General features: G+C 62.3%; 21 protein-coding genes and 1 pseudogene. 14 read left to right on the forward strand and 8 right to left on the reverse strand.

All coding sequences use genetic code 11. The annotated features are described in order from the left end of the window. The first annotated feature begins 151 nt into the window (after positions 1 to 151). On the forward strand, positions 152 to 1,687 hold the full coding sequence (locus EOD15_RS07735) for an MFS transporter (RefSeq protein ID WP_127320724.1): 1,536 nt from the start codon (positions 152 to 154) through the stop codon (positions 1,685 to 1,687). Positions 1,688 to 1,710: 23 nt separating this feature from the next. On the opposite strand, the gene EOD15_RS07740 is transcribed toward EOD15_RS07735, so the two are convergent. Continuing rightward, positions 1,711 to 2,487 carry an esterase family protein gene (locus EOD15_RS07740; protein WP_127320725.1) on the reverse strand — a complete coding sequence of 259 codons (777 nt, stop codon included), beginning with the start codon at positions 2,485 to 2,487 and terminating at the stop codon, positions 1,711 to 1,713. Positions 2,488 to 2,491: 4 nt separating this feature from the next. Next, entirely contained in the window at positions 2,492 to 3,658 is a 1,167-nt protein-coding gene (locus tag EOD15_RS07745; protein ID WP_127271680.1) for an ATP-grasp domain-containing protein, read from the reverse strand. A gap of 422 nt (positions 3,659 to 4,080) precedes the next feature. On the opposite strand from EOD15_RS07745, the gene leuA reads away from it, so the two are divergent. From leuA to EOD15_RS07770, 4 genes are all read left to right on the forward strand, one after another. Beyond that, positions 4,081 to 5,820, forward strand: coding sequence for a 2-isopropylmalate synthase (leuA, locus tag EOD15_RS07755; protein ID WP_127408404.1), 1,740 nt, complete (start codon positions 4,081 to 4,083; stop codon positions 5,818 to 5,820). A gap of 183 nt (positions 5,821 to 6,003) precedes the next feature. Then, positions 6,004 to 7,779 (forward strand): hypothetical protein, encoded by a 1,776-nt coding sequence (locus EOD15_RS07760; RefSeq protein ID WP_127317853.1) that lies wholly within the window; start codon positions 6,004 to 6,006, stop codon positions 7,777 to 7,779. A gap of 191 nt (positions 7,780 to 7,970) precedes the next feature. After that, positions 7,971 to 8,774, forward strand: coding sequence for an alpha/beta fold hydrolase (locus tag EOD15_RS07765; protein WP_127317855.1), 804 nt, complete (start codon positions 7,971 to 7,973; stop codon positions 8,772 to 8,774). A gap of 114 nt (positions 8,775 to 8,888) precedes the next feature. Then, positions 8,889 to 9,506: a hypothetical protein gene (locus tag EOD15_RS07770; RefSeq protein WP_127317851.1), complete on the forward strand. Its 618-nt coding sequence runs from the start codon at positions 8,889 to 8,891 to the stop codon at positions 9,504 to 9,506. Here EOD15_RS07770 and EOD15_RS07775 read toward each other — a convergent pair. Next, positions 9,490 to 10,413: a metallophosphoesterase gene (locus EOD15_RS07775; protein WP_127317849.1), complete on the reverse strand. Its 924-nt coding sequence runs from the start codon at positions 10,411 to 10,413 to the stop codon at positions 9,490 to 9,492. The two genes, EOD15_RS07770 and EOD15_RS07775, sit on opposite strands and share 17 nt — an antisense overlap. 53 nt (positions 10,414 to 10,466) lie before the next feature. Between EOD15_RS07775 and EOD15_RS07780 the strand changes: the two genes are divergently transcribed. Next, a complete protein-coding gene (locus EOD15_RS07780) occupies positions 10,467 to 10,961 on the forward strand; it encodes an NUDIX domain-containing protein (RefSeq protein ID WP_127317847.1) in 495 nt (164 codons plus the stop codon). A gap of 1 nt (position 10,962) precedes the next feature. Here EOD15_RS07780 and EOD15_RS07785 read toward each other — a convergent pair whose 3' ends face one another. Further along, entirely contained in the window at positions 10,963 to 11,955 is a 993-nt protein-coding gene (locus EOD15_RS07785; protein WP_127317845.1) for a glutathione S-transferase family protein, read from the reverse strand. Positions 11,956 to 12,032: 77 nt separating this feature from the next. Beyond that, entirely contained in the window at positions 12,033 to 12,197 is a 165-nt protein-coding gene (locus EOD15_RS35710) for a hypothetical protein (protein ID WP_164761545.1), read from the reverse strand. Positions 12,198 to 12,226: 29 nt separating this feature from the next. Between EOD15_RS35710 and EOD15_RS07790 the strand changes: the two genes are divergently transcribed. The 6 genes and pseudogenes from EOD15_RS07790 (at position 12,227) to EOD15_RS07815 (ending at position 17,132) form a co-directional block, all read left to right on the forward strand. Then, the gene (locus tag EOD15_RS07790) at positions 12,227 to 12,763 is read left to right on the forward strand and encodes an N-acetyltransferase (RefSeq protein WP_127317843.1); all 537 of its coding nucleotides are present in this window, start codon (positions 12,227 to 12,229) and stop codon (positions 12,761 to 12,763) included. Positions 12,764 to 12,824: 61 nt separating this feature from the next. Further along, positions 12,825 to 13,587, forward strand: a pseudogene (locus tag EOD15_RS07795) (3-hydroxyacyl-CoA dehydrogenase). Between the two features lie 6 nt (positions 13,588 to 13,593). Then, complete coding sequence (locus EOD15_RS07800; protein ID WP_127317841.1) at positions 13,594 to 14,775, forward strand: CaiB/BaiF CoA-transferase family protein; 1,182 nt, start codon at positions 13,594 to 13,596, stop codon at positions 14,773 to 14,775. A 31-nt stretch (positions 14,776 to 14,806) separates the two neighbouring features. After that, the gene (locus EOD15_RS07805; RefSeq protein ID WP_127408405.1) at positions 14,807 to 15,586 is read left to right on the forward strand and encodes a HugZ family protein; all 780 of its coding nucleotides are present in this window, start codon (positions 14,807 to 14,809) and stop codon (positions 15,584 to 15,586) included. A 152-nt stretch (positions 15,587 to 15,738) separates the two neighbouring features. After that, positions 15,739 to 16,083, forward strand: coding sequence for a metalloregulator ArsR/SmtB family transcription factor (locus EOD15_RS07810; RefSeq protein ID WP_023809905.1), 345 nt, complete (start codon positions 15,739 to 15,741; stop codon positions 16,081 to 16,083). A gap of 164 nt (positions 16,084 to 16,247) precedes the next feature. After that, complete coding sequence (locus EOD15_RS07815; RefSeq protein WP_245463603.1) at positions 16,248 to 17,132, forward strand: RNA methyltransferase; 885 nt, start codon at positions 16,248 to 16,250, stop codon at positions 17,130 to 17,132. Positions 17,133 to 17,153: 21 nt separating this feature from the next. On the opposite strand, the gene EOD15_RS07820 is transcribed toward EOD15_RS07815, so the two are convergent. Next, complete coding sequence (locus EOD15_RS07820) at positions 17,154 to 18,290, reverse strand: hypothetical protein (RefSeq protein ID WP_127317837.1); 1,137 nt, start codon at positions 18,288 to 18,290, stop codon at positions 17,154 to 17,156. Between the two features lie 190 nt (positions 18,291 to 18,480). After that, the gene (locus EOD15_RS07825) at positions 18,481 to 19,017 is read right to left on the reverse strand and encodes an EipA family protein (protein ID WP_245463604.1); all 537 of its coding nucleotides are present in this window, start codon (positions 19,015 to 19,017) and stop codon (positions 18,481 to 18,483) included. 391 nt (positions 19,018 to 19,408) lie between these two features. Here EOD15_RS07825 and EOD15_RS07830 point away from each other — a divergent pair, with 391 nt between their 5' ends. Further along, positions 19,409 to 20,038 carry a histidine phosphotransferase family protein gene (locus tag EOD15_RS07830; protein WP_024504504.1) on the forward strand — a complete coding sequence of 210 codons (630 nt, stop codon included), beginning with the start codon at positions 19,409 to 19,411 and terminating at the stop codon, positions 20,036 to 20,038. Between the two features lie 237 nt (positions 20,039 to 20,275). After that, the gene (locus tag EOD15_RS07835; RefSeq protein ID WP_127268016.1) at positions 20,276 to 20,680 is read left to right on the forward strand and encodes a response regulator; all 405 of its coding nucleotides are present in this window, start codon (positions 20,276 to 20,278) and stop codon (positions 20,678 to 20,680) included. Positions 20,681 to 20,783: 103 nt separating this feature from the next. Here the strand turns inward: EOD15_RS07835 and ctrA are convergent, their stop codons facing one another. Next, positions 20,784 to 21,479, reverse strand: coding sequence for a cell cycle two-component system response regulator CtrA (gene ctrA / locus EOD15_RS07840; RefSeq protein WP_006203583.1), 696 nt, complete (start codon positions 21,477 to 21,479; stop codon positions 20,784 to 20,786). Positions 21,480 to 21,768: the final 289 nt, after the last annotated feature.

Consider the following 21,768-nt stretch of genomic DNA (forward strand, 5'->3'; position numbering starts at 1 on the left):
CCATTGCGTCATTCCATTCGAGCGTTTCAGTCCGATATGCCAGGAGATATAACACCATTTTTCCTGAAATGCCGACGACCTATCTTGTCATCACGACCGGCTCCGCAATCGCGCGGGCCACCGGCGAGTGCTGTTTCAGATAGGGAAATCCATGACTTCCAGGATCACAACCGGCTCTGCCGAGAGATGGCTCGTGCTCTTGTCCGTGTGCCTTGCCGCGATGACGATGCCCTTGACCTTCACCGGTCCGGCCGTCGCACTCTCCCGCATCGCGGCCGATCTCGGCGGCAGTCCGATCGAGCTCAACTGGGTGACAAACGCCTTTATGCTGACCTTCGGCGCCACCCTGATGGCGTCGGGCGCTCTGGCCGACAATCATGGGCGCAAGCGCCTCTTTCTCGTCGGCCTCTCCCTCTATGTCCTGGCGTCGCTGGGCGCGATGCTGGCGCCAGACATCATCTGGTTCGACATTTTCCGGGCCGCGCAGGGTATCGGCAGTGCGGCCGCCTTCGCTGGAGGCGCCTCGGCACTTGCCCAGGAATTCGAAGGGCCGTTGCGGCTGCGCGCCTTCAGCTTTCTCGGCACCAGTTTCGGTATCGGCCTCGCCTTCGGCCCGATCGCGTCGGGCCTGCTCATCTCTGCATTCGGCTGGCGGTCGATCTTTCTTCTGGTTGCAGCACTCGCGATTGCCGCCGCAATGCTCGGCCTGCGGACCATCAGGGAATCGCGAGACCCGGATGCGACTGGCCTCGACTGGGCGGGAGCCGGCACTTTCACGATCGCGCTCGCGTCGCTGACCTATGGCGCACTCCAGGCTCCACAGAGCGGCTGGGCCGATCCCCTTGTCGTCACCCTTCTGGCCGCTTCTGTCATCTGTTTTGTCGCCTTCGTCTTTGTCGAGCGGCGAGCACAACGGCCGATGCTTGACCTCACGCTGTTTGCCTATCCCCGCTTCGTCGGCGTCCAGTTTCTGGCTGCGGCACCCGCTTACGCCTTTGTCGTCCTGCTCGTCCTGTTGCCGATCCGCTTCGTCGGCATCGAGGGCATGAGCGAGATCAAGGCCGGGCAATTGATGATCTGCCTATCAGGCCCGCTGCTGATCCTGCCGATGCTCGCCGGACAGCTGGCGCGCTGGATCGCGCCGGCCACGATCTGCGGCGTCGGCCTGCTCGTCGCTGCCGCCGGGCTTGTCTGGCTGAGCCTGACACCACCGGTCGATAGTGCGCTGGTGGCGCCGCTGATGCTGATCGGCGTCGGCATCGCTTTGCCCTGGGGATTGATGGACGGGCTCGCCGTCAGTGTCGTGCCGAGAGAGCGCGCCGGCATGGCGGTCGGCATCTTCAACACCACCCGCGTCGCTTGCGAGGGCGTGGCGCTGGCGATCGTCATGGCGACCCTTTCCGGCTTTACCGCCGCGCATCTCGCCGCACAGGGAACGGCATCTTCGACGCAGGCAGCAGCGGCAGCCCAACTGCTGGTGACCGGCAATCTCGGCGAAGCAGCACAACATCTGCCCCAGGCTGGAGCCATTGTTCTGGTCCAGGCCTACGAGGCGGCGTTCGACAGGTTGCTGATCGTGCTGGCGGCAATCACCGTCATGACCGCCATCGTCGTCTTCCTTGGCCTGCGTCGCGGATCGGCGTCGGAACACGAGACCGTCGCTCTGCCGGCAGGCCAGGAAGGGTAGCTGTCAGCGGACGAGCCCCGCTGTCAGTCGAGCCTGTGCATCAGGTCCTCATCCAGCCAACGGCCGAAGAAATAGACCAGTTGCTTGTGCCACCACGGCCAGTCGTGGCTGACATCGCCGCCCCAGTAATCGACCCAGGCGGGAATGGATTTGTCGCGCAGGATCTGTTCCAACTTGCGCGTCTCGACCAACATCCGCTCTTCCCAGGCGCCCTGGCCGCAGCAGAAGATCAGCCTGAGCGCCTTCAGCCGGGCCAGCAGTTTGGGATCGACGATGCCGGGCAGATAGTCGAGCGGCGAGTTGTAGAAAATGTCGCCCTCGAGCGCTTTGCCGAAGAAGTCGCGCGCCGAATAGACGCCCGACAGGGCAATGACGCCGCTGGCGAGTTCAGGAAAGCGGAAGACGAAGTTCGACGAGTGATAGCCGCCCATCGAACAGCCCGAGAACAGCGGCTTCAGCTTGCGCCCGCCATTGGCCTGCTCGGCTGTGGACAGGAAGTCCGGCAGCGCCTCCTCGCGCACATAGCGGAAATAGGCCTCGTGGCGGGCGATGCGGTGGGCGGCGTCGGCATGCTTGTCGAAGAAGGATTCAGAATCGACGCCGTCGACCGTGAACAGCTGGATGCGGCCGGTGTCGATGAATTCGGCCAGTGCGCCCACCCCGCCGGAATCCTCGAGCTGGTAGAACCGGCCCTGCGAGGTCGGGAACACCACCACCGGCCGGCCGGCATGGCCGTAGCGCTTGTATTCCATGTCGCGGCCGAGCTGGCTCGAGAAATTCTTGTGATAGGAAATGTCCATCGCCTTACGCCTTTTCCGCGTGGATGTACGCGACCGCTGCACGCAACGCTGCTTCGTCCTTCGAGCGCATCTGGTAGGCGTAATTTCCCATGGCGCGGCTGAAAACCTCTTCGATGGCCTGATGGTGGACGATCTTATCGCGCTGCGCGGCTAGCACGTCCTCATGGCTGTGCAAATAGTGGAGGCGCCGCTTGCGGCTGGCATAGGCGGTGAAATACTTCCCCTCGTAAGGGCCGCCGGCGGCATCCCTGACCACCATGTCGGCCCATGCCGCGTAGACGTCGATGTCGAACGTGTAGTTAATGGCATCGGTCATCCAGGCGCCGGGCGGGCGCATGTTGACCTCCAGCGCGATGACCCGGTCGTCCTTGGTCTCGAACAGCTCGATGTGGAAGAAGCGTTCGCGTACGTCGAATGCTTTCAGGATCTTGCGGCCGGCCTCCTCGACCGCCGGGCTGATCCTGGGAAAGCAGGTGTAGCTCATATGGCGGTCCTTGTTGACCACCTCCATGACGCTCTGGTCGTAGCGGTGGCTGGCCGCCAGCACCACCTCGCCGTCGCGGTTGACCAGCCCGTCGAAGGTCACCACCAGCCCCTCGATGAACTGCTCCATGACGAAGGTCACGTCCTCGGGCTTGTCCCGGAAGAACTGGTCGAGCTCTTTGGCGTTGGAGATCTTGAAGGTGTTCGATGCGCCGGAACCGCTGTCGGGCTTGACCACGACGGGGTAGCCGACGCGCCGGATGAAAGTCATGGCCCCGGCACGGTCGGAGCATTTGCGCTGCGCGATGGTGTCGACGCCGCTCTTGCGGAAGAAGGCACGCATGCGGCTCTTGCGCTTCAGGTTCTTCACGAAATCGAGCTTGGTGCCGTAGATGTTGAAGTCGGTGCGTATGTTGGCTTCCAGCTCAAGCCAATGTTCGTTGAGCGATTCAAAACGGTCGATACGGCCCCATTTGTGGACGAAATGCCCCATCGCCCGAAACACCGGATCGTAGTCCTCCATGTTGGCGACGCGATAATATTCCGAAAGGGCTGCTTTCAGCTTGGCGTCGAGCGCGTCATAGGGCGCGTCGCCGATACCGAGCACCCTGGCCCCGGCCTTCTTCAAGCGGTCGCAGAAATCCGCGCCGTTGGCGGGAAAATGCGGCGAGAAGAACACGAAATTCATGGACGACCCCTCCCGCGACAGGGGCATCGAAACCCTGTCGATGCCCGAGTCTGGCGCATTTGCCGCGCGTGGGGAAGAGCGCGCATGTTCGGGACAACATCCGACAGATCACGGCCCGCCACGCGGCCCCCACTTGCCTCTCACAAGCCGCTCCTGTAAGAGAACCGCCATGAACACGCGCGCCACCAACGCTTCCCGTCCGACCGGTTTTTCCGGCGAGACCGTGCGCGCGCTGGCTTCGACCCTGCTTCTTCTCGGCCTTATCGGCGATCGCCGGGTTCGCTGAAGGAGCGCCCGGCGGTCGAACCGCCGCGCAAGCGCATGCTCCTTGGCAATCACATCAAGCGAACGAAATTCTGGTAAGGCGCCGCTCGCCATCAATCCACCGAAGGTGGATCCATGAGCCGCCGGGAGAAACGACGATGAACGCACGAGAAGAAATCCGCTCCGATCCCGCGGTAGCCGACACGGATTCGGCCAAAGGGATGCCCGACGCGGCTCGCAAATATCAGCCCTATCCGACCGTCGGCCTCACCGACCGGACCTGGCCTTCGAAGGTGATCGACAAGGCGCCGATCTGGTGCTCGGTCGACCTGCGCGACGGCAACCAGGCGCTGATCGATCCGATGGGCCATGAGCGCAAGGCACGCATGTTCGGCCTGCTGCTCGACATGGGCTTCAAGGAGATCGAGATCGGCTTCCCGTCGGCATCGCAGACCGATTTCGACTTTGCCCGCTGGTGCATCGAGGAAGGCAACGTGCCCGCCGATGTCTCGCTGCAGGTGCTGGTGCAGTGCCGGCCGGAGCTGATCACCCGCACCTTCGAGGCGCTGAAGGGCGCCACCAACCCGATCGTCCATTTCTACAATTCGACCAGCGAGCTGCAGCGTCGCGTCGTCTTCGAAAAGGACGTCGGCGGCATCAAGCGCATCGCCACCGACGCCGCCAAGATGATCACCGACATGGCGGCCAAGGCCGGCGGAGGCTTTCGTTTCGAGTATTCGCCGGAGAGCTTTACCGGCACCGAGCTGGAAGTGGCGCTGGAGATCTGCAACGCCGTCACCGAGATCGTTAGGCCGACGGCGGACAACAAGCTGATCATCAACCTGCCCTCGACGGTCGAGATGTCGACCCCCAACATCTATGCCGATCGCATCGAGTGGATGTGCCGCAACCTCGACAACCGGGAAAACCTGCTGGTCTCGCTGCATCCGCACAATGACCGCGGCACCGGCATAGCCACCACCGAGCTCGGCCTGATGGCCGGCGCCGACCGTGTCGAAGGTACGCTGTTCGGCAATGGCGAGCGCACCGGCAATGTCGACATCGTCACGCTGGCGCTGAACATGTACACGCAAGGTGTCGATCCGTTGATCGACTGCTCCGACATCAACCGGATGAAGGACGTCTACGAATACTCGAACCAGTTGAAGATCCCCGAGCGCCACCCCTATGTCGGCGAACTCGTCTACACTGCCTTTTCCGGTTCGCACCAGGATGCCATCAACAAGGGCATGAAGGCGCTGAAGAAGGCCAATACGAGCCTGTGGGAAGTGCCCTATCTGCCGATCGACCCGGCCGATGTCGGACGCAGCTACGAAGCCATCATCCGCATCAATTCGCAGTCCGGCAAGGGCGGCATCGCCTATGTGCTGCAGGCCGATTACGGCCTCAACCTGCCGCGCAATCTGCAGATCGAGTTCAGCCAGGAAATCCAGGCGATCACCGATGCCGAGGGCAAGGAAGTGCCGGCCAGACGCATCTACGAGCGCTTTATCGAGACCTATGTCGACCAGCCCGGCGCGCGGCTGAAATTCCTCGATCACCACACCTATCCCAGCACCGAGATCAAGGGCCGGCGCGTCGTCGAGGCGGTCATCCTCGACGACGGCAAGGAAGTGACGATTACAGGCACGGGTACCGGCCCGATCGATGGTTTCGTCAATGCGCTGTCGCGCCATGTCGGCGTCGAGATGTCGGTGCTCGACTATTCCGAGCACTCGATGCAGCGCGGCTCGAACGCGTCGGCCATTTCGTATGTCGAGATGGAATATCCCGGCGGCAAGCTGTTCGGCGCCGGCATCAACACCAACATCGTCGCCGCCTCACTGGAGGCGGTGATGTCTGCCGCGAACCGTATCGTCGGTAAAAAAGCCGGCTGACGCCCGACGGGAACAAAGATCGGAACCCACCCAAACTGGTGACGGTTCCGATCTTTCGGGCCATTAACCACCGCGGAATTATCCGGTGGGTACGTGATCGCATAACGGGGTGTATACTTGTGTGGTGGTGCGGGACCTATATGATCGCGCCTCAACCTGTGCCGACTTCGAGAGGATCGACACTTGCAGCATGCCACGCCTGCCGCCCCCGCAGTGCGCGAGACACTGGAGCGACTGCTTGCCAGCCAAACGTTCGGCCGATCCGAACGCGCGCGCAAGCTGCTGCGTTATCTTGTCGAACGTGAACAGGCCGGCGAAGCCGACAGGCTCAAGGGCTTTTCCATTGCCATGGATGTTTTCGGCAAGGACGGCGACTTCGATCCGTCCACCGATGCCGTGGTGCGTGTGCAGGCAGGCAGGCTGCGCGAGCTTCTGCAGCACTATTTTGCCAATGAGGGAATTGCCGAGCCGGTCCGCATCGCCATTCCGCGCGGCGGCTATGTTCCAGCCTATGAATTGAACGCGATCCGCCTGCCCGATATTGCCGAGGCTGTTCCCGAACTCAGGCTGGACGGCGCCGCATCCGCCGATCAGTCGAACGAAGCCGGCACGGGCATGCTGGACGCGATGTCTCTGGCTTCCGTACCATCTTCGCCGGCTCCCTCGGTGGCGCGCCATCTCCGCTTTTTCTGGATGGCGATCGCCCTGGTCATCGCCATGCTGGGCGTACTGATCCTTCGGCAGGGCAGCACTGCCTTGCTGGCAGGCGGCGACATCTCGGCAACGCCGGAGATCGCTGGCGCAACCGCAAGCATCACGGCACCGGCAAGGGCTGACGCCCTGCCGCAAGTCTATATCGGACTGAAGGCTGACGGCCCCGACGCCAGCCGTGTCGCCGCATCGCTGCGCGCCGGCCTGAGTGGCTTCGATACGATCGACTTCATCGGCCGCGACACTGTCGGCGATCCGGCCGACGACGCGACGAGCTTCATATTCGACGTCCTATCTGGACCGGACGCGGGCGACATCACCATAGAACTGCAAAGCATGGCGTCCGGACGGGTGCTTCTATCGCGCAATCTCACCCCCGCCGACAGCGCACCTGCAGCGGTCGAAGACCGTATCGCCGACATGCTGAGCTCGGCACTCCCCGCCTCCGGCACCATCTACAACTATATCGAGCAGACCGGCACGCCAAACGGTCTGACGCAATGCCTGCTGCTCAACGGCAAATATTACCTCGACCAGAACGCCAGGACCCATGAGGCAGCCTATCGTTGCCTCGAGAAGCTGGCCAATGGTGGAACCAAGTCCTCGCTCGTCTATTCGGAACTTGCTTCCCTGCATCTCGAGGCGGTGTCCGATCATTACGCCTATCCGCCCAACGCGACGATTGAAACAGCCGTCGAGTTTGCCCATCGCGGCGTGCAGATGGGTCCGACCAGCCCTTATGCCCATCGCTCCTACGGCTATGTCAGTTCGCGCCTCGGCAATACGGACGAAGCGATCCGCTGGATGCGCAAGGCCTATGAACTCAACCCCTACGATCTCGGCATGGCCGCCGCTTACGGCTACGGGCTGATCTTCGCCGGACGATATGTTGAGGGAACGCCGATCCTTGATCATGCGGCGGAGACCTTTAGCGGGCACCCGACATGGTGGGATTATGGGCTGTTCGTCGGTGAGCTCATGCTCGGCGACATGAACAAGGCAGTCGCAGCCAGCATGGCCCTGAGAACGACGGCGACGAAATCACACTATCTGGCGGCGCGGCTGATCGGCGCCAAGGCTGCCGGGCAGGATCATCTGGTGAGCACGCTGCTGAAACAACTGACCACCGAGTTCCCCAAATTTGCCGCCGATCCGCGGGCGACTTTCGTCGAGCGGAAATATCCGGCCGACCTGACCGACCGGCTGGTCCAGGCACTCCGGGCTGCCGGGCTCGGCAGCCAAAGCTGACACCATCGACGTCCGCGCACTGGCTGTGCCGCGTCCCGATGGATTTCCTGCGCTCCGATCGCCGATTGGTCGCCAGGTTCTGTACACAACCGTACAAATCGCGAAAATTTTACTGGTCATCACGTTGGACTAGGAGCAATTCAGCCACCATTGGGTGTCGCGCATTCTGCAATAACAAAAAATCAGCTTTCATGACCGCATCACTTTTTGCCGCCGAAGAGGGTGTTGGCTCGAAGGCCATTGTCCTGCTGCACGGTTTCGGCGGCTGCCATGGTGTATGGCGCGAGGTGATTTCCGCCCTGACGCCTTCCACGCATACGCTGGCCTATGATCTGCCTGGGCATGGGATATCGCTCGATTTTCCCGCCGCCGGTCCGGCCAGGGTGGCGGCCAAGGCCGTGCTCGCCGATCTCTCGGAGCGTCGCCTGAAGCGCGTTCATCTCGTGGGCCACTCGATGGGCGGTGCCGTGGCGGCGCTGATGGCGCTGGCCGAGCCCGAAAAGATAGCCTCGCTGACGCTTCTGGCGCCGGGCGGCCTTGGCCCAGAAATCAATGGACCGCTGTTGCGCCGCTATGCCGAAGCCGCGGATCGGTCCGAGATCCGCTCCTGCCTCGCCGTCATGTCGGGACCTTCAGCCCCGCCGCTCGAACATACGGTGGACACCCTTTGGGAAATGCGCAGGCGACCCGGCCAACTCGAAAAGCTCGTCGAGATCGCAGCCGCCATGACCGTGGACGGTCGGCAAGGCGTCATCCCGCACGATCGCCTCGATGGACTGAACATGCCGGTGATGGTGGCATGGGGAATCAGCGATGCGGTGCTGCCCTTTACCCAGGCGGATGACCTGCCGGCGCATTTTCACGTGCACCACGTGCTGGAGGCCGGCCATATGCTGGCTGAGGAAGCCCCCGACCTTGTTGCCGAGATCATTCGCCGGAACACCAATCGTCGCGCCAGGCCACACCGCCAGAAATTCGCCGCCGCAGCCAGCTGACCTTTTTCGCGCACGACAACCTTCCTGGACACCCCGGGGCCGTCGATCTCGCCAGTGCATTTTGCCGGCGGCTGTGTTAACCCGGTGTTAACCAAACCTACGAGGCGGACGCCGATGAAGGAAGCAGGCGAGAAGACCATCGACCAGTCCAAGAAACTGTCCGATGCCATCCGTGATGTCAAAAATGCCTTCGCCGACCGCGACGACGTCGTCGTCGACATGCGCGAGGCGCATCGCATGCGTCTCGATCTGCTCGCCGCCGAACTGGCACCGGTTTTTGCCGATGTTCCGGCCGATATGGACAATTTCGACTTTGTCGTCTCGTCCGGCTTGCAGCCGCGCCTGTGGATCGACGCCATCAGCCATGTCGCCATGGGGCGCGACCGCCGGACCTATCGCTTCCTCAAGGACACCCGTATCGGCCGAGTGGTGCTTGCCGAATCCACCGAGATGAAGCCGGTTGCCGATTCCGTGACGCGCTATGTCGCCGAGCGCATCGTCGAGCGTCAGAGGATGCTGGAAGGCGGCGTCGAACCCGCCGTCGCCGGCCTGAAACGTGCCTATGTGCCGGAAGCCGAACCGCCGCTGCGCGCAGCGGAGCGCGGCAAACGCTGGTCGGCCCTTCTGTCCGGGCTTGGCCTGGTCGCTGCCGGCGCACTGGTCGGCCTTGTGGTGTCGGTCGTCCTGTTCTGGGACCGCATCGTGGCCATGGTTGTCAATTTGCGGCCATAGCGGCCTCGGCGCCAAGCTCCACCGTCTGCAGATCGGATGGCGGTATGGACGGCCCGGTCAGGCCGCGCCGTGTCAGCCGGATCCGCCAATTGCCCGTCTCGCCGTCAATGTCGAACAGATTGTACTGCGCCGCCGGGTTCTTGCCGCCCGGCGCCTGGCCGGCGGCAGCGACACCGACCGCCGGGATCCTGACGCCGCGACCGCCTATGAAGAACAGCGACGGCAGATGCGAATGGCCGTGCAGCACAAGGTCGGCGCCGTGGCGACGAATGATCTTGTTGAAGCGGGCAATGCCGAACAGCCGCTTGTGCTGCGGGACCGCGCCGCGCACCGGCGGATGATGGATCATGATGACGCGGAACAGCCCCTGTCCGGCGGTATCCCCAAGGATTTTGCCGAGCCGCTTCGCTTGGCCTTCCATGAAGAAACCATTGGCCATGAAGGGTGCCGTGGCGCGCGCCGTCGAGACACCGATCAGCGCGACGTTGCCGCGCACGCGCAGATAGGGAAATGCGTTACGATCGACCGGCGTGTTGACACCGTCGCCGCTCATCCACGCCGCCCAGGATCGGCAGACCTTGTCGAAGGCGCCTGGCACATAGGCGTCGTGGTTGCCCGGAACGACCGAAACATCGTGCGCCGGTCCCAGCGTCTCCAGCCAGTGCCTGGCCATCTCGATCTCGCCGTCGAGCGCCAGATTGACCAGGTCGCCGGTGACGGCGAGGTGGTCAGGCGTGTTCGCCTTGATGTCGGCGACGATCGTGTCGATGACCGCATCATGCATATGGCGGCGGCGGTTGCGCTGCCAGTTGACATAGCCGAGCACGCGCTTGGAGGCGAGATCGCGATAGGATACATCGGGGAGCGGCCCCAGATGGACATCGGAAATATGCGCGAGCCTGAACATACAACCTTCATAGGCGACGCGCGCGCGGCTTTCCACCCACGGTTTCGCTATCAATGACGAGCCCTGAAGATGCCGTCCGCCAGACCGGCTGGCCAGGTTTGAGGGCCAGGCTGTTCCATCTCTATTTCGTGCTGCGGAGGCCGATGACGCTTGGCGTGCGCGGCCTGATCCACGACAGGGCGTCCAAGTCCGTCTTCCTCATTCGCCATACCTACGTACCAGGCTGGCAGCTGCCCGGCGGCGGCGTCGAAGTCGGCGAGACGATGAACGAGGCACTGGCCCGTGAACTGGCCGAGGAAGGCAACATCGCTCTCACCGCCCCGCCGGTGTTCAAATCGATGCATTTCAACCGCCGCTCCAGCCGCCGCGACCATGTCGGCTTTTATTTGCTCGAGCATTTCAGCCAGACGGCGCCGAAGCGGCCGGATCACGAAATCGCCGAAGCCGGCTTCTTCCCGCTCGACCGCTTGCCGCAGGGCACGACGCCCGCGACGCTGCGCCGGATCGCCGAGGTTTTTGACGGCGAGCAGCCCTCGCCCTACTGGTAGATCAGGCCGCCGCTTTCTCGAACCGCGCCCGGTCGTGTGGCGCGCCATAATCCAGTTCCGGTCCGACAGGCACAATCCGCGTCGGATTGATCGTCTGGTGGCTGCCGTAATAATGCGCCTTGATGTGAAGCAGGTTCACCGTCCCGGCCACACCAGGCATCTGGTAGAGATCACGCAGATAGTTGGACAGGTTCGGGTAGTCGGCGATACGGCGCAGATTGCATTTGAAATGGCCGACATAAACCGGATCGAAGCGCACCAGCGTGGTGAACAGCCGCCAGTCGGCTTCGGTGATAGGACCACCGACGAGATAGCGCTGCTTCGACAGCCGCTCCTCCAGCGTATCCAGCGCTGTGAACACTTCACCGAACGCCTCTTCATAGGCACGTTGCGTGGTGGCGAAGCCGGCGCGATAGACGCCGTTGTTGACCGCGGGATAGACCAGCGCATTGATGCGATCGATCTCGCCGCGCAATGCCTTCGGATAGAAATCGAGGCTGGCGTCGCCCCATTCGTCGAAGGCTGAATTCAGCATGCGGATGATTTCGGAAGACTCGTTGGAGACGATGGTCTGCTCCTTTTTGTCCCACAGCACCGGCACAGTCACCCTGCCCGAATAGGCGGGATCGGCCTTGGCATAGATCTGGTGCAGGAAGTCGAGGCCATAGAGCATGTCGCCCGTGGCGCCGTCCTCAGCCACGAACGTCCAGCCGTTGGCGCCCATGAAATGATGCACCACCGACACCGATATGACGCCTTCCAGCTTCTTCAGCGCGCGAAAGATCAACGTCCGGTGGGCCCACGGACAGGCAAGCGAGACATAGAGGTGATAGCGGCCGGGCTCGGCCTTGAAACCACGTGTCCGGCCTTCGGCAGGCGCCCCGTCAACGGTGACCCAGTCGCGCCATTGCGACTGCGTCCGCACGAACCTGCCACCATTGTCCGCTGTATCGTACCAGCGGTCCTGCCACCTTCCTTCGACCAGCATTCCCATACAAATCTCCTTGCGTCCTGTTGGTTGATGTAGGCGCAAGGCTGCCCTGTCGAAGACGTCAGGTGCTGAACAGACCGTCACTTGGCGGAAATGACGAACAAAACGGCCGATTGCAGCGGCGGGAAATTGATGCTAGCGGACAATCCGCATGTTCGATTTTGCTTTGATCCGGTTTGACCGACGACGAAACGGCGCCCGCGCTTGATGAAGCGCTGACTGGCGAATGCTGCCGTTTGCAGCAACCTTTCCTCCTTACCGGAACGCAAAGACCATGAGCCTTGCCGACGTGAAATACCTGCCGGAAACCCCGGCGCACGACCCCGAGATCGAAGCCATCAATGACGAAGCCTTCGGGCCGGGCCGCTTTGTGCTGGCCGCCTACAAGATTCGTGAGGCCGGAGGGCACGAGCGTTCGCTGTCCTTTGTCGCCGTCGATGGCGACATCGTCGTCGCCTCGGTGCGCATGACCCGCATCGCCGCCGGTGCCGGCCGCGCGCTAATGCTCGGGCCGCTCGCGGTGCGGCCGGCCTTCAAGAATCTCGGCATCGGCCGCCGGTTGGTGGCGATCGCGCTGGAGGCCGCCGCCAAGGCCGGCGCGCCCGCTGTCATGCTGGTGGGTGACGAACCCTACTACGGGCCGCTCGGTTTCAAGCGGATTCCGCGCGGCCAGATTTCGATGCCGCGCCCCGTCGATCTCGACCGGCTGCTGTCGCACGAGATCGCGCCGGGCGCGGTCGCCAGGCTCTTGGGCGAGGTCTGCCACGCCGATCAGGCCAGGGTGGCCGATCCTGTCGCCGCGATGGCTTGACCTTTCCCGTCGATCTGGCGCCTGATCCGTCCCACTGTTCCTGAGATCAAAGGATGACGTCATGAACCCCAACGGCCAGATCGCGATCGTCACCGGCGGCGGCTCCGGCCTTGGCGAGGCAACGGCGCGCGCGCTGGCCGCCAAGGGCGCGCGCGTCGCCATCTTCGACGTGGGTATTGACCGCGCCGCCAAGGTCGCGGCCGAGATCGGTGGTATTGCCGTCCAGGTGCGACGTCAGCAGCGCCGACAGCGGAACCGCTGCGCTCGCCGACGTAGCCGCCAAGCTTGGCGAGCCGCGGATCCTGGTCAACTGCGCCGGCATCGCCATCGGCGTGAAGACGATCGGCAAGGATGGTCCCCATCCCCTTGATCAGTATCGCAAGGTGATCGAGGTCAATCTGATCGGTACGTTCAACATGATCCGCCTCGCCGCCGAGCGCGCGTCGAAGCTCGAGCCGCTGCAGGGCGGCGAGCGCGGCGTCATCGTCAACACCGCTTCGGTTGCCGCCTATGATGGCCAGATCGGCCAGGCCGCCTATGCGGCATCCAAGGGCGGCGTCGTCGGCATGACGCTGCCGGTGGCGCGCGACCTTGCCCGTTCCGGCATCCGCGTCTGCACCATCGCGCCCGGCATCTTCAAGACGCCGATGATGGCCGGCATGCCGCAAGAGGTTCAGGATTCTCTAGGCGCCGCCGTGCCTTTCCCGTCGCGCCTGGGCGAACCGTCCGAATATGCCGCTCTCGCCCTGCACATCATCGAGAACCAGATGTTGAACGGCGAGACCATTCGTCTCGATGGCGCCATCCGCATGGCGCCGAAATAGAAGGTCATGAACGCCGGCCTGTCCGCTGCCGCTAAAACCGGTCCGCTGACCGGGCTGAAGGTGATCGAGATGGCCGGACTCGGACCGGTGCCGCTGGCGGGCCTGATGCTGTCGGAGATGGGCGCGCAAGTGTTGCGCATCGAACGGACGGGGACGAGCGAGCTCCTGTCGCTGCCGGATGAGTACAACATCGACCGCCATGGCCGCGCCCTCCTGCGCCTCGACCTGAAGCGCCGTGAAGGCACCGATCTGTTGCTGCGCCTTGCCGAAAAGGCGGACATGTTGCTCGAAGGGTTTCGCCCGGGTGTCATGGAACGGCTTGGCCTCGGCCCCGAAACGGTGCTGGCGCGCAACCCGGCGCTGATCTACGGCCGTATGACCGGCTTCGGTCAGGACGGTCCGCTCGCCGGCCGCGCCGGCCACGACATCACCTACCTCGCCTATAGCGGCGTGCTGCACGCCATCGGCCATGCCGACGGCCGTCCCGTCCCGCCGCTCAACCTTGTCGCCGACTATGGCGGTGGCGCCATGATGCTGATTGCCGGCGTGCTGGCAGCCCTGTTCCAACGTTCGCGCACGGGCAAGGGTGAAGTCATCGACGCCGCGATGGTCGACGGCGCCTCAATGCTAGCGCTGCCCCTGCAGGCCTTGACGGCGGCCGGCTTATGGAGCGACACGCGCGGCGCGAACCTGCTCGATTCCGGCGCCCCGTTCTACGACACCTATGAGACGTCGGATGGCGGGCACATCGCCATCGGCTGCCTCGAGCCGCAATTCTTCGCCGAATTCGCCAGGCTGCTGCCGCTCGACGAGCGCTTTGCGTCCGGCCAGTACGACAAGGCACTGTGGCCGCCGATGCGCGCCGCCATTGCCGATCGGATCCGGCAGAAAGCGCGCGACGACTGGGACCTGCTGTTTGCCCAGACCGATGCCTGCGTGGCCCCCGTCCTGTCGCTGCAAGAGGCGAAGCACCACCCGCACAATCGGGCACGCAACGCCTCTGTGACGACAGGTGCATTTGAGCGCCCGGCCCCCGCGCCGCGTTTCTCGAGCTCGCAACCGACATTGGCCACTATGCCAGGCAATGAGGATTTGTCGCCATCGGCAATTCTGGCACGTTTCGGCTTTGCGAAAGCCGAGATCGACGGCCTTGTCAAATCCGGCTTGCTGACCGATAACGATAACTAGAGAAGAAAGATCAACTTACTGCGGTGCTGCCTTGGACGAGCCGAAAAAGGACGTGATCCGCGAGACGGACGCCGAAGCGGTCCGGCTGGCGAAGACGCTTCTGCGCAGCGCCCGCTTTGGCGCCCTGGCGGTGATCGAACCGCAAACCGGCTCGCCGCTGGCCAGCAGGGTCGGCGTGGCCACCGACATCGATGGCGCGCCGCTGATCCTGGTGTCGATGCTTTCGGCGCACACCGGCGCCCTGCTTGCCGATCCGCGCTGTTCCCTGTTGCTCGGCGAACCGGGCAAGGGCGACCCGCTGGCGCACCCGCGCCTGACATTGATCTGCCAGGCAGCACGGCTTGAGCGCGGATCTGCCGAACACGCCCGCGTCGTGCGCCGCTATCTCAATCACAATCCCAAGGCGAAACTTTACGCCGGTCTCGGCGACTTTTCGATCTTTCGCCTCGGTCCGCAACGCGCCAGCCTCAACGGCGGCTTCGGCAAGGCCTACCACCTCGATCGATCGGATTTGCTCACCAGCGGACCGATCGTCGAGGAACTCGCGGCGCGCGAACAATCGGCCATCGACCACATGAACGCCGACCATCTCGACGCGATCGCCGTCTACGCACAGCATTTCGCGAAAGTATCCGGAAACGGCTGGCGTGTTGCCGGATTCGATGCCGATGGCATGGACCTGGTGTCTGGCGACGATGTTTGCCGGGTCTTCTACCCACAACCTTTGGCTGCGGCAGGCGAATTGCGGCACGTTCTGGTCGATATGGCCAAGGCCGGCCGAGCCATTGTCGACGCCGGGACGGAGACTTAATTATGCTGGACCAAAAGCAACACTTGAGATTTAAGTGAAATGCTCTACCTTTTGGTGACGCTGAATCGCCAGCGCCGATCGACAAGTGAATTTATGGAATCAGACGCCATTGCCCCCATGGCGTCGGGATGAACAGGAAGCATGGGGGATCGATGGTCTCGACAAAGCTAATCGTGAACGCCGAATCGGCGGCAGAGTTTCTCATGCTGATGGGCAATGAGAAGCGACTGTTGATCATGAGCTACCTCGCCGAAGGTGAGATGTCGGTTGGAGCCATTGCCGAGAAGGTGATGCTCAGCCAATCCGCCCTGTCCCAGCACCTCGCCAAGTTGCGGGCGCTCGACCTAGTCGAGACCCGCCGCGACCGGCAGATGATCTACTACTCCTGCAAATCCGACGCCGTGCGAGAACTGCTTGTCATGCTGGACGGCATTTTCGGCAGCGGCAAGGATGATCTGTCCCAGATGGCGCACCGTTTGCGCCGTGCTGGAACCTGACCACATAGCGCCGATCTCGCCGGCGTTTTCAGAGCGACATGCGCCCATCCGGGGCGCATAAAGCTGGCTGATTGTCCCGAATCGTCGCATCGTGCTTTCCAAACCAGGTGAGCGCCGGGAAGCGGTCCGGATTTTCGGGCCGATGCGACGGTCGCGAGGAATGCATGGATCCCATTCGCATCGACGACCCGCAAGATCCGCGCGTCGTTGCCTATCTCGACATTCGCGAGCGTGACCTCGCCGGCCGGCAAGGCCGCTTCGTCGCCGAAGGCAAGGTGGTGCTCGACCTGCTGCTCTCGACCGGGCGCTTTGCCGCCGAATCGATCCTGGTCCTGGAAAACCGGCTGGCAGGTCTCGACAACATCCTGACCAAGGCGCCCGCCGACCTCCCGGTCTATGTCGCCACCAGCGCGGTGATGGACGCTATCGCCGGATTTCATATGCATCGCGGCATCCTGGCCATTGGCCGCAAGGGAGAGCCGCAGCCGGCCGAAGACCTGCTCGACGGCTTGCCGCCTCGGGCGCTGGTCGTGGTGCTCGTCGGCATCGCCAACCATGACAATGTGGGCTCGATCTTCCGCAATGCCGCCGCCTTTGGCGCTGACGCGGTCCTGCTGGATGCGACATGCTGCGACCCGCTCTATCGTAAGGCGATCCGCGTTTCGGTCGGCGCCGCGCTCAAGATCCCTTTCGCATCGTTCTCCGACACCGCCGGCTTCACGACGATGCTCGCCCGACGTGGCTTCGATCAATTCGCGCTGTCGCCACGCGGGAAGACCGACATCCGCGATGCGCAGCGCAGCAAGCGCCTGGCGCTCTATCTCGGCACCGAGGGCGAAGGCTTGCCGGACGACCTGCTCGCAAGCCTGCACGACGTGCGGATCACCATGGCGGAAGGCTTCGACAGCCTGAATGTCGCCGCGGCTTCAGCCATTGCGCTGCATCATTTTTCGGCCAGAGCAATTCTAGGAAAGTGTGAAGCGGTTTTCCGTCCAGAATTGCGTCAAAGCAAAGAGTTAGGGCATTTCGCCGTTTCCGTGAAACGGTGAAATGCTCTAAGGAGGCCTGATTCAGCTTGTCGCGTCAGCCTTCTGCAGCGCGCGCACGCGGTCGGCAAGACTGCGGTCACCGTTGCCGGAGCGGGCGTCCGACGGTACCGCCAATGCCTTGGCGATCGGCGAACCAGGCCCCTCGAGCTTCGCCGTCAGATGGACGACCTCCGCCGCCAGCGCGTTCATCTGCTCGCGCAAGGCGGAGCTGCTGTCCGTGGCCTTGGACGCGGCCAGTGCGGTGAGGTCGGCCTTCAGCCGCTTGTTCTCGCGCGCCAGCGCCGTCAGCCTCGCCTCGAGCTGCTCACGGTCACTGTCGAGCTTGGCGATTGCCTTGTCCAAATCATCACTCCTGGCGACATCGCCGCCCTTGCCGACCAGCCGCAAGGCTGGCGCGCTGTCTTCGGATTTCGATCTTTCGCGCATGCGTACCAGTTCCTTTTCGCGGCGGTCGAGTTTGTCTTCGCGATCGGCAAGTGTGGCCAGCAGCCGCTCGACCTTCTTGTCGAGCTCGGCGGTCCTTTTCTTCTCGGCTTTCAGGGCCTCCCGCGCGGCCTTGCTTTCGGCCGCGATTTCCTGGCCGCGCCTGTCGGCTTCCTTGCGCTGGCCGCGCAGCATCGCAATGTCACTGGCGAGTTTCTGCATTTCGGACTCTCGCGCCACGAGCTCGATCTGTCGGCTGCTCGAGGAAAAACTGGCGTCGTCATACATGCGCTCCAGCTTTTGCAGCTCAAGTGCACGCTTCTCCAGCTTGCGTTCGGTTTCCTTCAGCCGCTCCGAAAGCTGCTGCAACTCGCCCTCTCGTTGACGCAGCGCTTCGTTCTTCGCGCCCAGATCGGTCAGCGCCTGGTTCTTGTCCGTCCGCTCGACCGCCAGGCCCTTCATGGCCTCGCGACCGCGATTGATCTCGACGAGTTGTTCGGCCGCCTTCTCTCGCAACGCCTTGACGCTGATTTCCAGGCGGCGCGTCGTCATGGCGTATTCGGCGCGGATGCGATCCTTGTCCGCCTGGATTTCGGTTTGCGTCAGAGGGATCGAGGATTCGACGCGTTTGCGTGTAAGCGTGACCGCACGACGCCATATGGCCGGAGCCACCATGAGCGCCAGAAAGCCAGCGCAGAGAAAGCCGAGGACGAAGAACAGGACCGACTGGACCAAGTGACTACCCGTTGTGGCCGGTAAGCATCAAACCAGATAAACCAAAAGCGTCTAGAGCGCTTTGACTGTGCCACGTTGACATGGCGGAAATCCAGCGTTGCGGCAAGGGTTTGCCGCAACGCCACGAGTTTAATGCATGTCGATCCAAAAGCGGTCCCGGTTTTGGGCAACGACAGCCAAGGACTTCAGCTTAGAACGGATTCCAGGTGGCGCGCTCGGTAAGCTTCAGATAGCCGAGATTGACGCCAAGCCGGGCACCGACACCGGTGCGGATCGGCACCAAAACCACATTGTTGTTCTTCAGCACGTTGAAGCCGACACCAGCCACCACATAGGCCGAACCGGCGACGCCGCCATAGCGGTTGTAAAGGCTGCCCACATCGTCGAGATTGTAGACCAGCATCATCACCCGCGACCCCTCGCCGCCGAAATCCCAGCCGAGCGATGGGCCTTGCCAGAACACTTTGTGATCGCCGGCATTCTTGGTGTAGAGCGTGCCTTCGCCATAGGTCAGGCCGCCGATCAGCGCGCCCGAGCCCTCTTCGCCCAGCAGATAGCCGTTGGGCAGGCCGTAGGAAGCAAAAATCTTCTCGACGACCGTGGCGAGCCCGCCTGATGTCGCGCCGAAGAACTTGTGACCGGAATCGACAATCTCCTGAGCGGTGTATTCCTGGGCCCGCAGGGTTGAAGTCGAGAAGACGAGAACGCCCAGGAGCGTGACCGCCATTGAGAAGACACGGAGAAAGCTCCGGTCGTAGTATCGGGAAAACATGCTTCCAATCTCCGTCAGGGAGCACCTTCGCCGACGCCTCGCACCCCGTACGGCTCTTTTAGCCGGCCGTTAAGGGTAACTGTTAGGGGCAAACTATGCCGTAATCCTTTTTCAACCATTAAGCTCCCACATGAACATGGCGGTTCGAAGGCTGTTTGGGGTCGCTCAAGTGGGGCCGGCAGCCTGCGTGAACACGCCATTTGCCACAACCACAATTTGGATTTGTTGCTGCACGCACGGGCGCTGTGTATTCAGAAAGCCCGAGGAGAGAGTGTGTGATTCGTGTGGCAGGCGACGATCGATCGCCCGGCCATGAGTTGTGAGATTTTGCAGGGATTTTTCGCCGATGGCCGATCTGTTCACCCTTTCCGCACCCGATCTGGCAGCGCTTTTGTGCAGCCGGGTCTGCCACGATATCATCTCGCCGGTCGGCGCGATCAACAACGGGCTCGAATTGCTTGATGAAGGCGGCGCCGACGAGGACGCCATGAAGCTGATCCGCCAGAGCGCCCGCAACGCTTCGGCCCGCCTGCAGTTCGCCCGCATCGCCTTCGGTGCCGCCGGCTCGGCCGGCATGTTGATCGATACCGGCGATGCCGAAGCGGTCGCCATCGCCTTCCTCAAGAACGAAAAGCCGGAACTGACCTGGAACGGGCCCCGCGCGTTGCTGCCCAAGAACAAGGTCAAGCTGCTGCTCAACCTGATCCTCGTCGCCAATGCCGCCATTCCGCGCGGCGGCAAGCTTTCCGTGACGCTGGAAAATCTTGAGACCGAACCTCGTTTCGCGCTTGCATCGGCTGGCCCGATGCTGCGTGTGCCGCCGAAATTCCTCGAACTGCATTCCGGCCACAAGCCGGAGGAACCGATCGACGCGCATTCCGTGCAGCCCTACTACACGCTGCTTCTGGCGCGCGAAGCCGGGATGACGATATCGATCCACGCGACGCCGGAAGAAATCGTGCTTTCTGCGGCCTGATTGCGCAGCCGATAGCGCGAAGTATTTCTACATTGAAATCTGTAATTCCAGCTCATCGACTTGAGATGCGTCTGGTCGTCCAGGCAGCGCCAAAGCATTCGCGAATAAAAGTAGGCACCTGCCTATTTGTAAAAATTTTACCTAACGCCTTTTCGGCTTCTTTACCAGATTGGCCTATGGTGCGTCCTGGATGCCCCCGACGCTACCGGACTGCCAGAAGGCAAAGAGGACCCGGAAATGAAACGCTGCATGTTCGTCGACGATTCAAGCGTCATCAGGAAGGTTGCAAAACGCATCCTGGGCGGCTCCGAAATGATTGTCATCGAGGCCGCCAGCGGACTTGACGCGCTGGAGATGTGCGCCGCCGACATGCCCGACATCATCGTCGTCGATGGCGCCTTGCCCGACGTACCGGCGGTCGATCTCATCCGTCGCGTCCGCGCCATGGAGAGCCCGATAAGGCCGCAGATCCTGATTTCCCTTGTCGAGCTCGATATTGCTTCGATCATGCGGGCCAAGCGCGCCGGCGCCCAGGGCTATCTCTTGAAGCCGTTCAACCGCCCGCAGCTGCTCGAGCGCTTTCGCACCTTGAAGAGCGCACCTGATTCGGTACCCTTGAGCAATTCCAGAAAAAGTGCGTGACGGTTTCCTGCTCAGCAGCCCAAAACAGACCGTTACCAGCCCGTGATGCAAAAACCCGGCCGAAGCCGGGTTTTTTATTGAAAAGATTCGAACAATTCGTCGCTCAGGCGCTGACGCGAATGTCTTCCGGTTCGCGCAGCACATAGCCGCGCCCCCAGACCGTTTCAATGTAGTTCTGACCGCCCGATGCCGCGTCGAGCTTTTTGCGCAGCTTGCAGATGAAGACGTCGATGATCTTCAACTCAGGCTCGTCCATGCCGCCATAGAGGTGGTTGAGGAACATTTCCTTGGTCAGCGTGGTGCCTTTGCGCAGCGAAAGCAACTCCAGCATCTGGTATTCCTTGCCGGTCAGGTGCACGCGCTGGCCGCCGACTTCGACAGTCTTGGCATCGAGGTTGACCACCAGGTCGCCGGTGGTGATAACCGACTGGGCGTGGCCCTTGGAGCGCCGCACGATTGCATGAATGCGGGCAACCAGCTCATCCTTGTGGAACGGCTTGGTCATGTAGTCGTCCGCGCCGAAGCCGAGGCCGCGCACCTTGTCCTCGATGCCGGCCATACCGGAGAGGATGAGAATAGGTGTTTTGACCTTGGAAAGGCGAAGCGTTCTCAAGACCTCGTAGCCCGACATATCAGGCAGGTTGAGATCGAGGAGAATGATGTCGTAGTCGTAGAGCTTGCCTAGATCGACGCCCTCTTCCCCGAGATCGGTCGTGTAGACGTTGAAACTTTCCGATTTCAGCATCAGTTCGATGCTTTGTGCGGTTGCACTGTCATCTTCTATCAGCAGAACACGCATTTCATTCCCCTTTTCTGCTGCCGGACCATTTCACGACCCGTCCGGACCCGGAGCAGTGGTTGCCTTGTGCAGAGGCTGCCATTGAATGGTTAACAAATCCTAATTTCCCGTCCATGACGGTACCAGATTTTTTAACCTCTTTCTACACCCTCTTGAATCTAATAACGAATCTCAGAACCAAATTCCTAATGCAACACATTAAAAACCCGGACTAAGCGACTCCAGGGACTCATCGACGTCGCTTCCGCATCGGTGGCCGGAATTTTTACCCGGCCTTAAGTCCTGACCC

The sequence above is a fragment of the Mesorhizobium sp. M7A.T.Ca.US.000.02.2.1 genome (assembly GCF_003996995.1).
Taxonomy (GTDB): domain Bacteria; phylum Pseudomonadota; class Alphaproteobacteria; order Rhizobiales; family Rhizobiaceae; genus Mesorhizobium.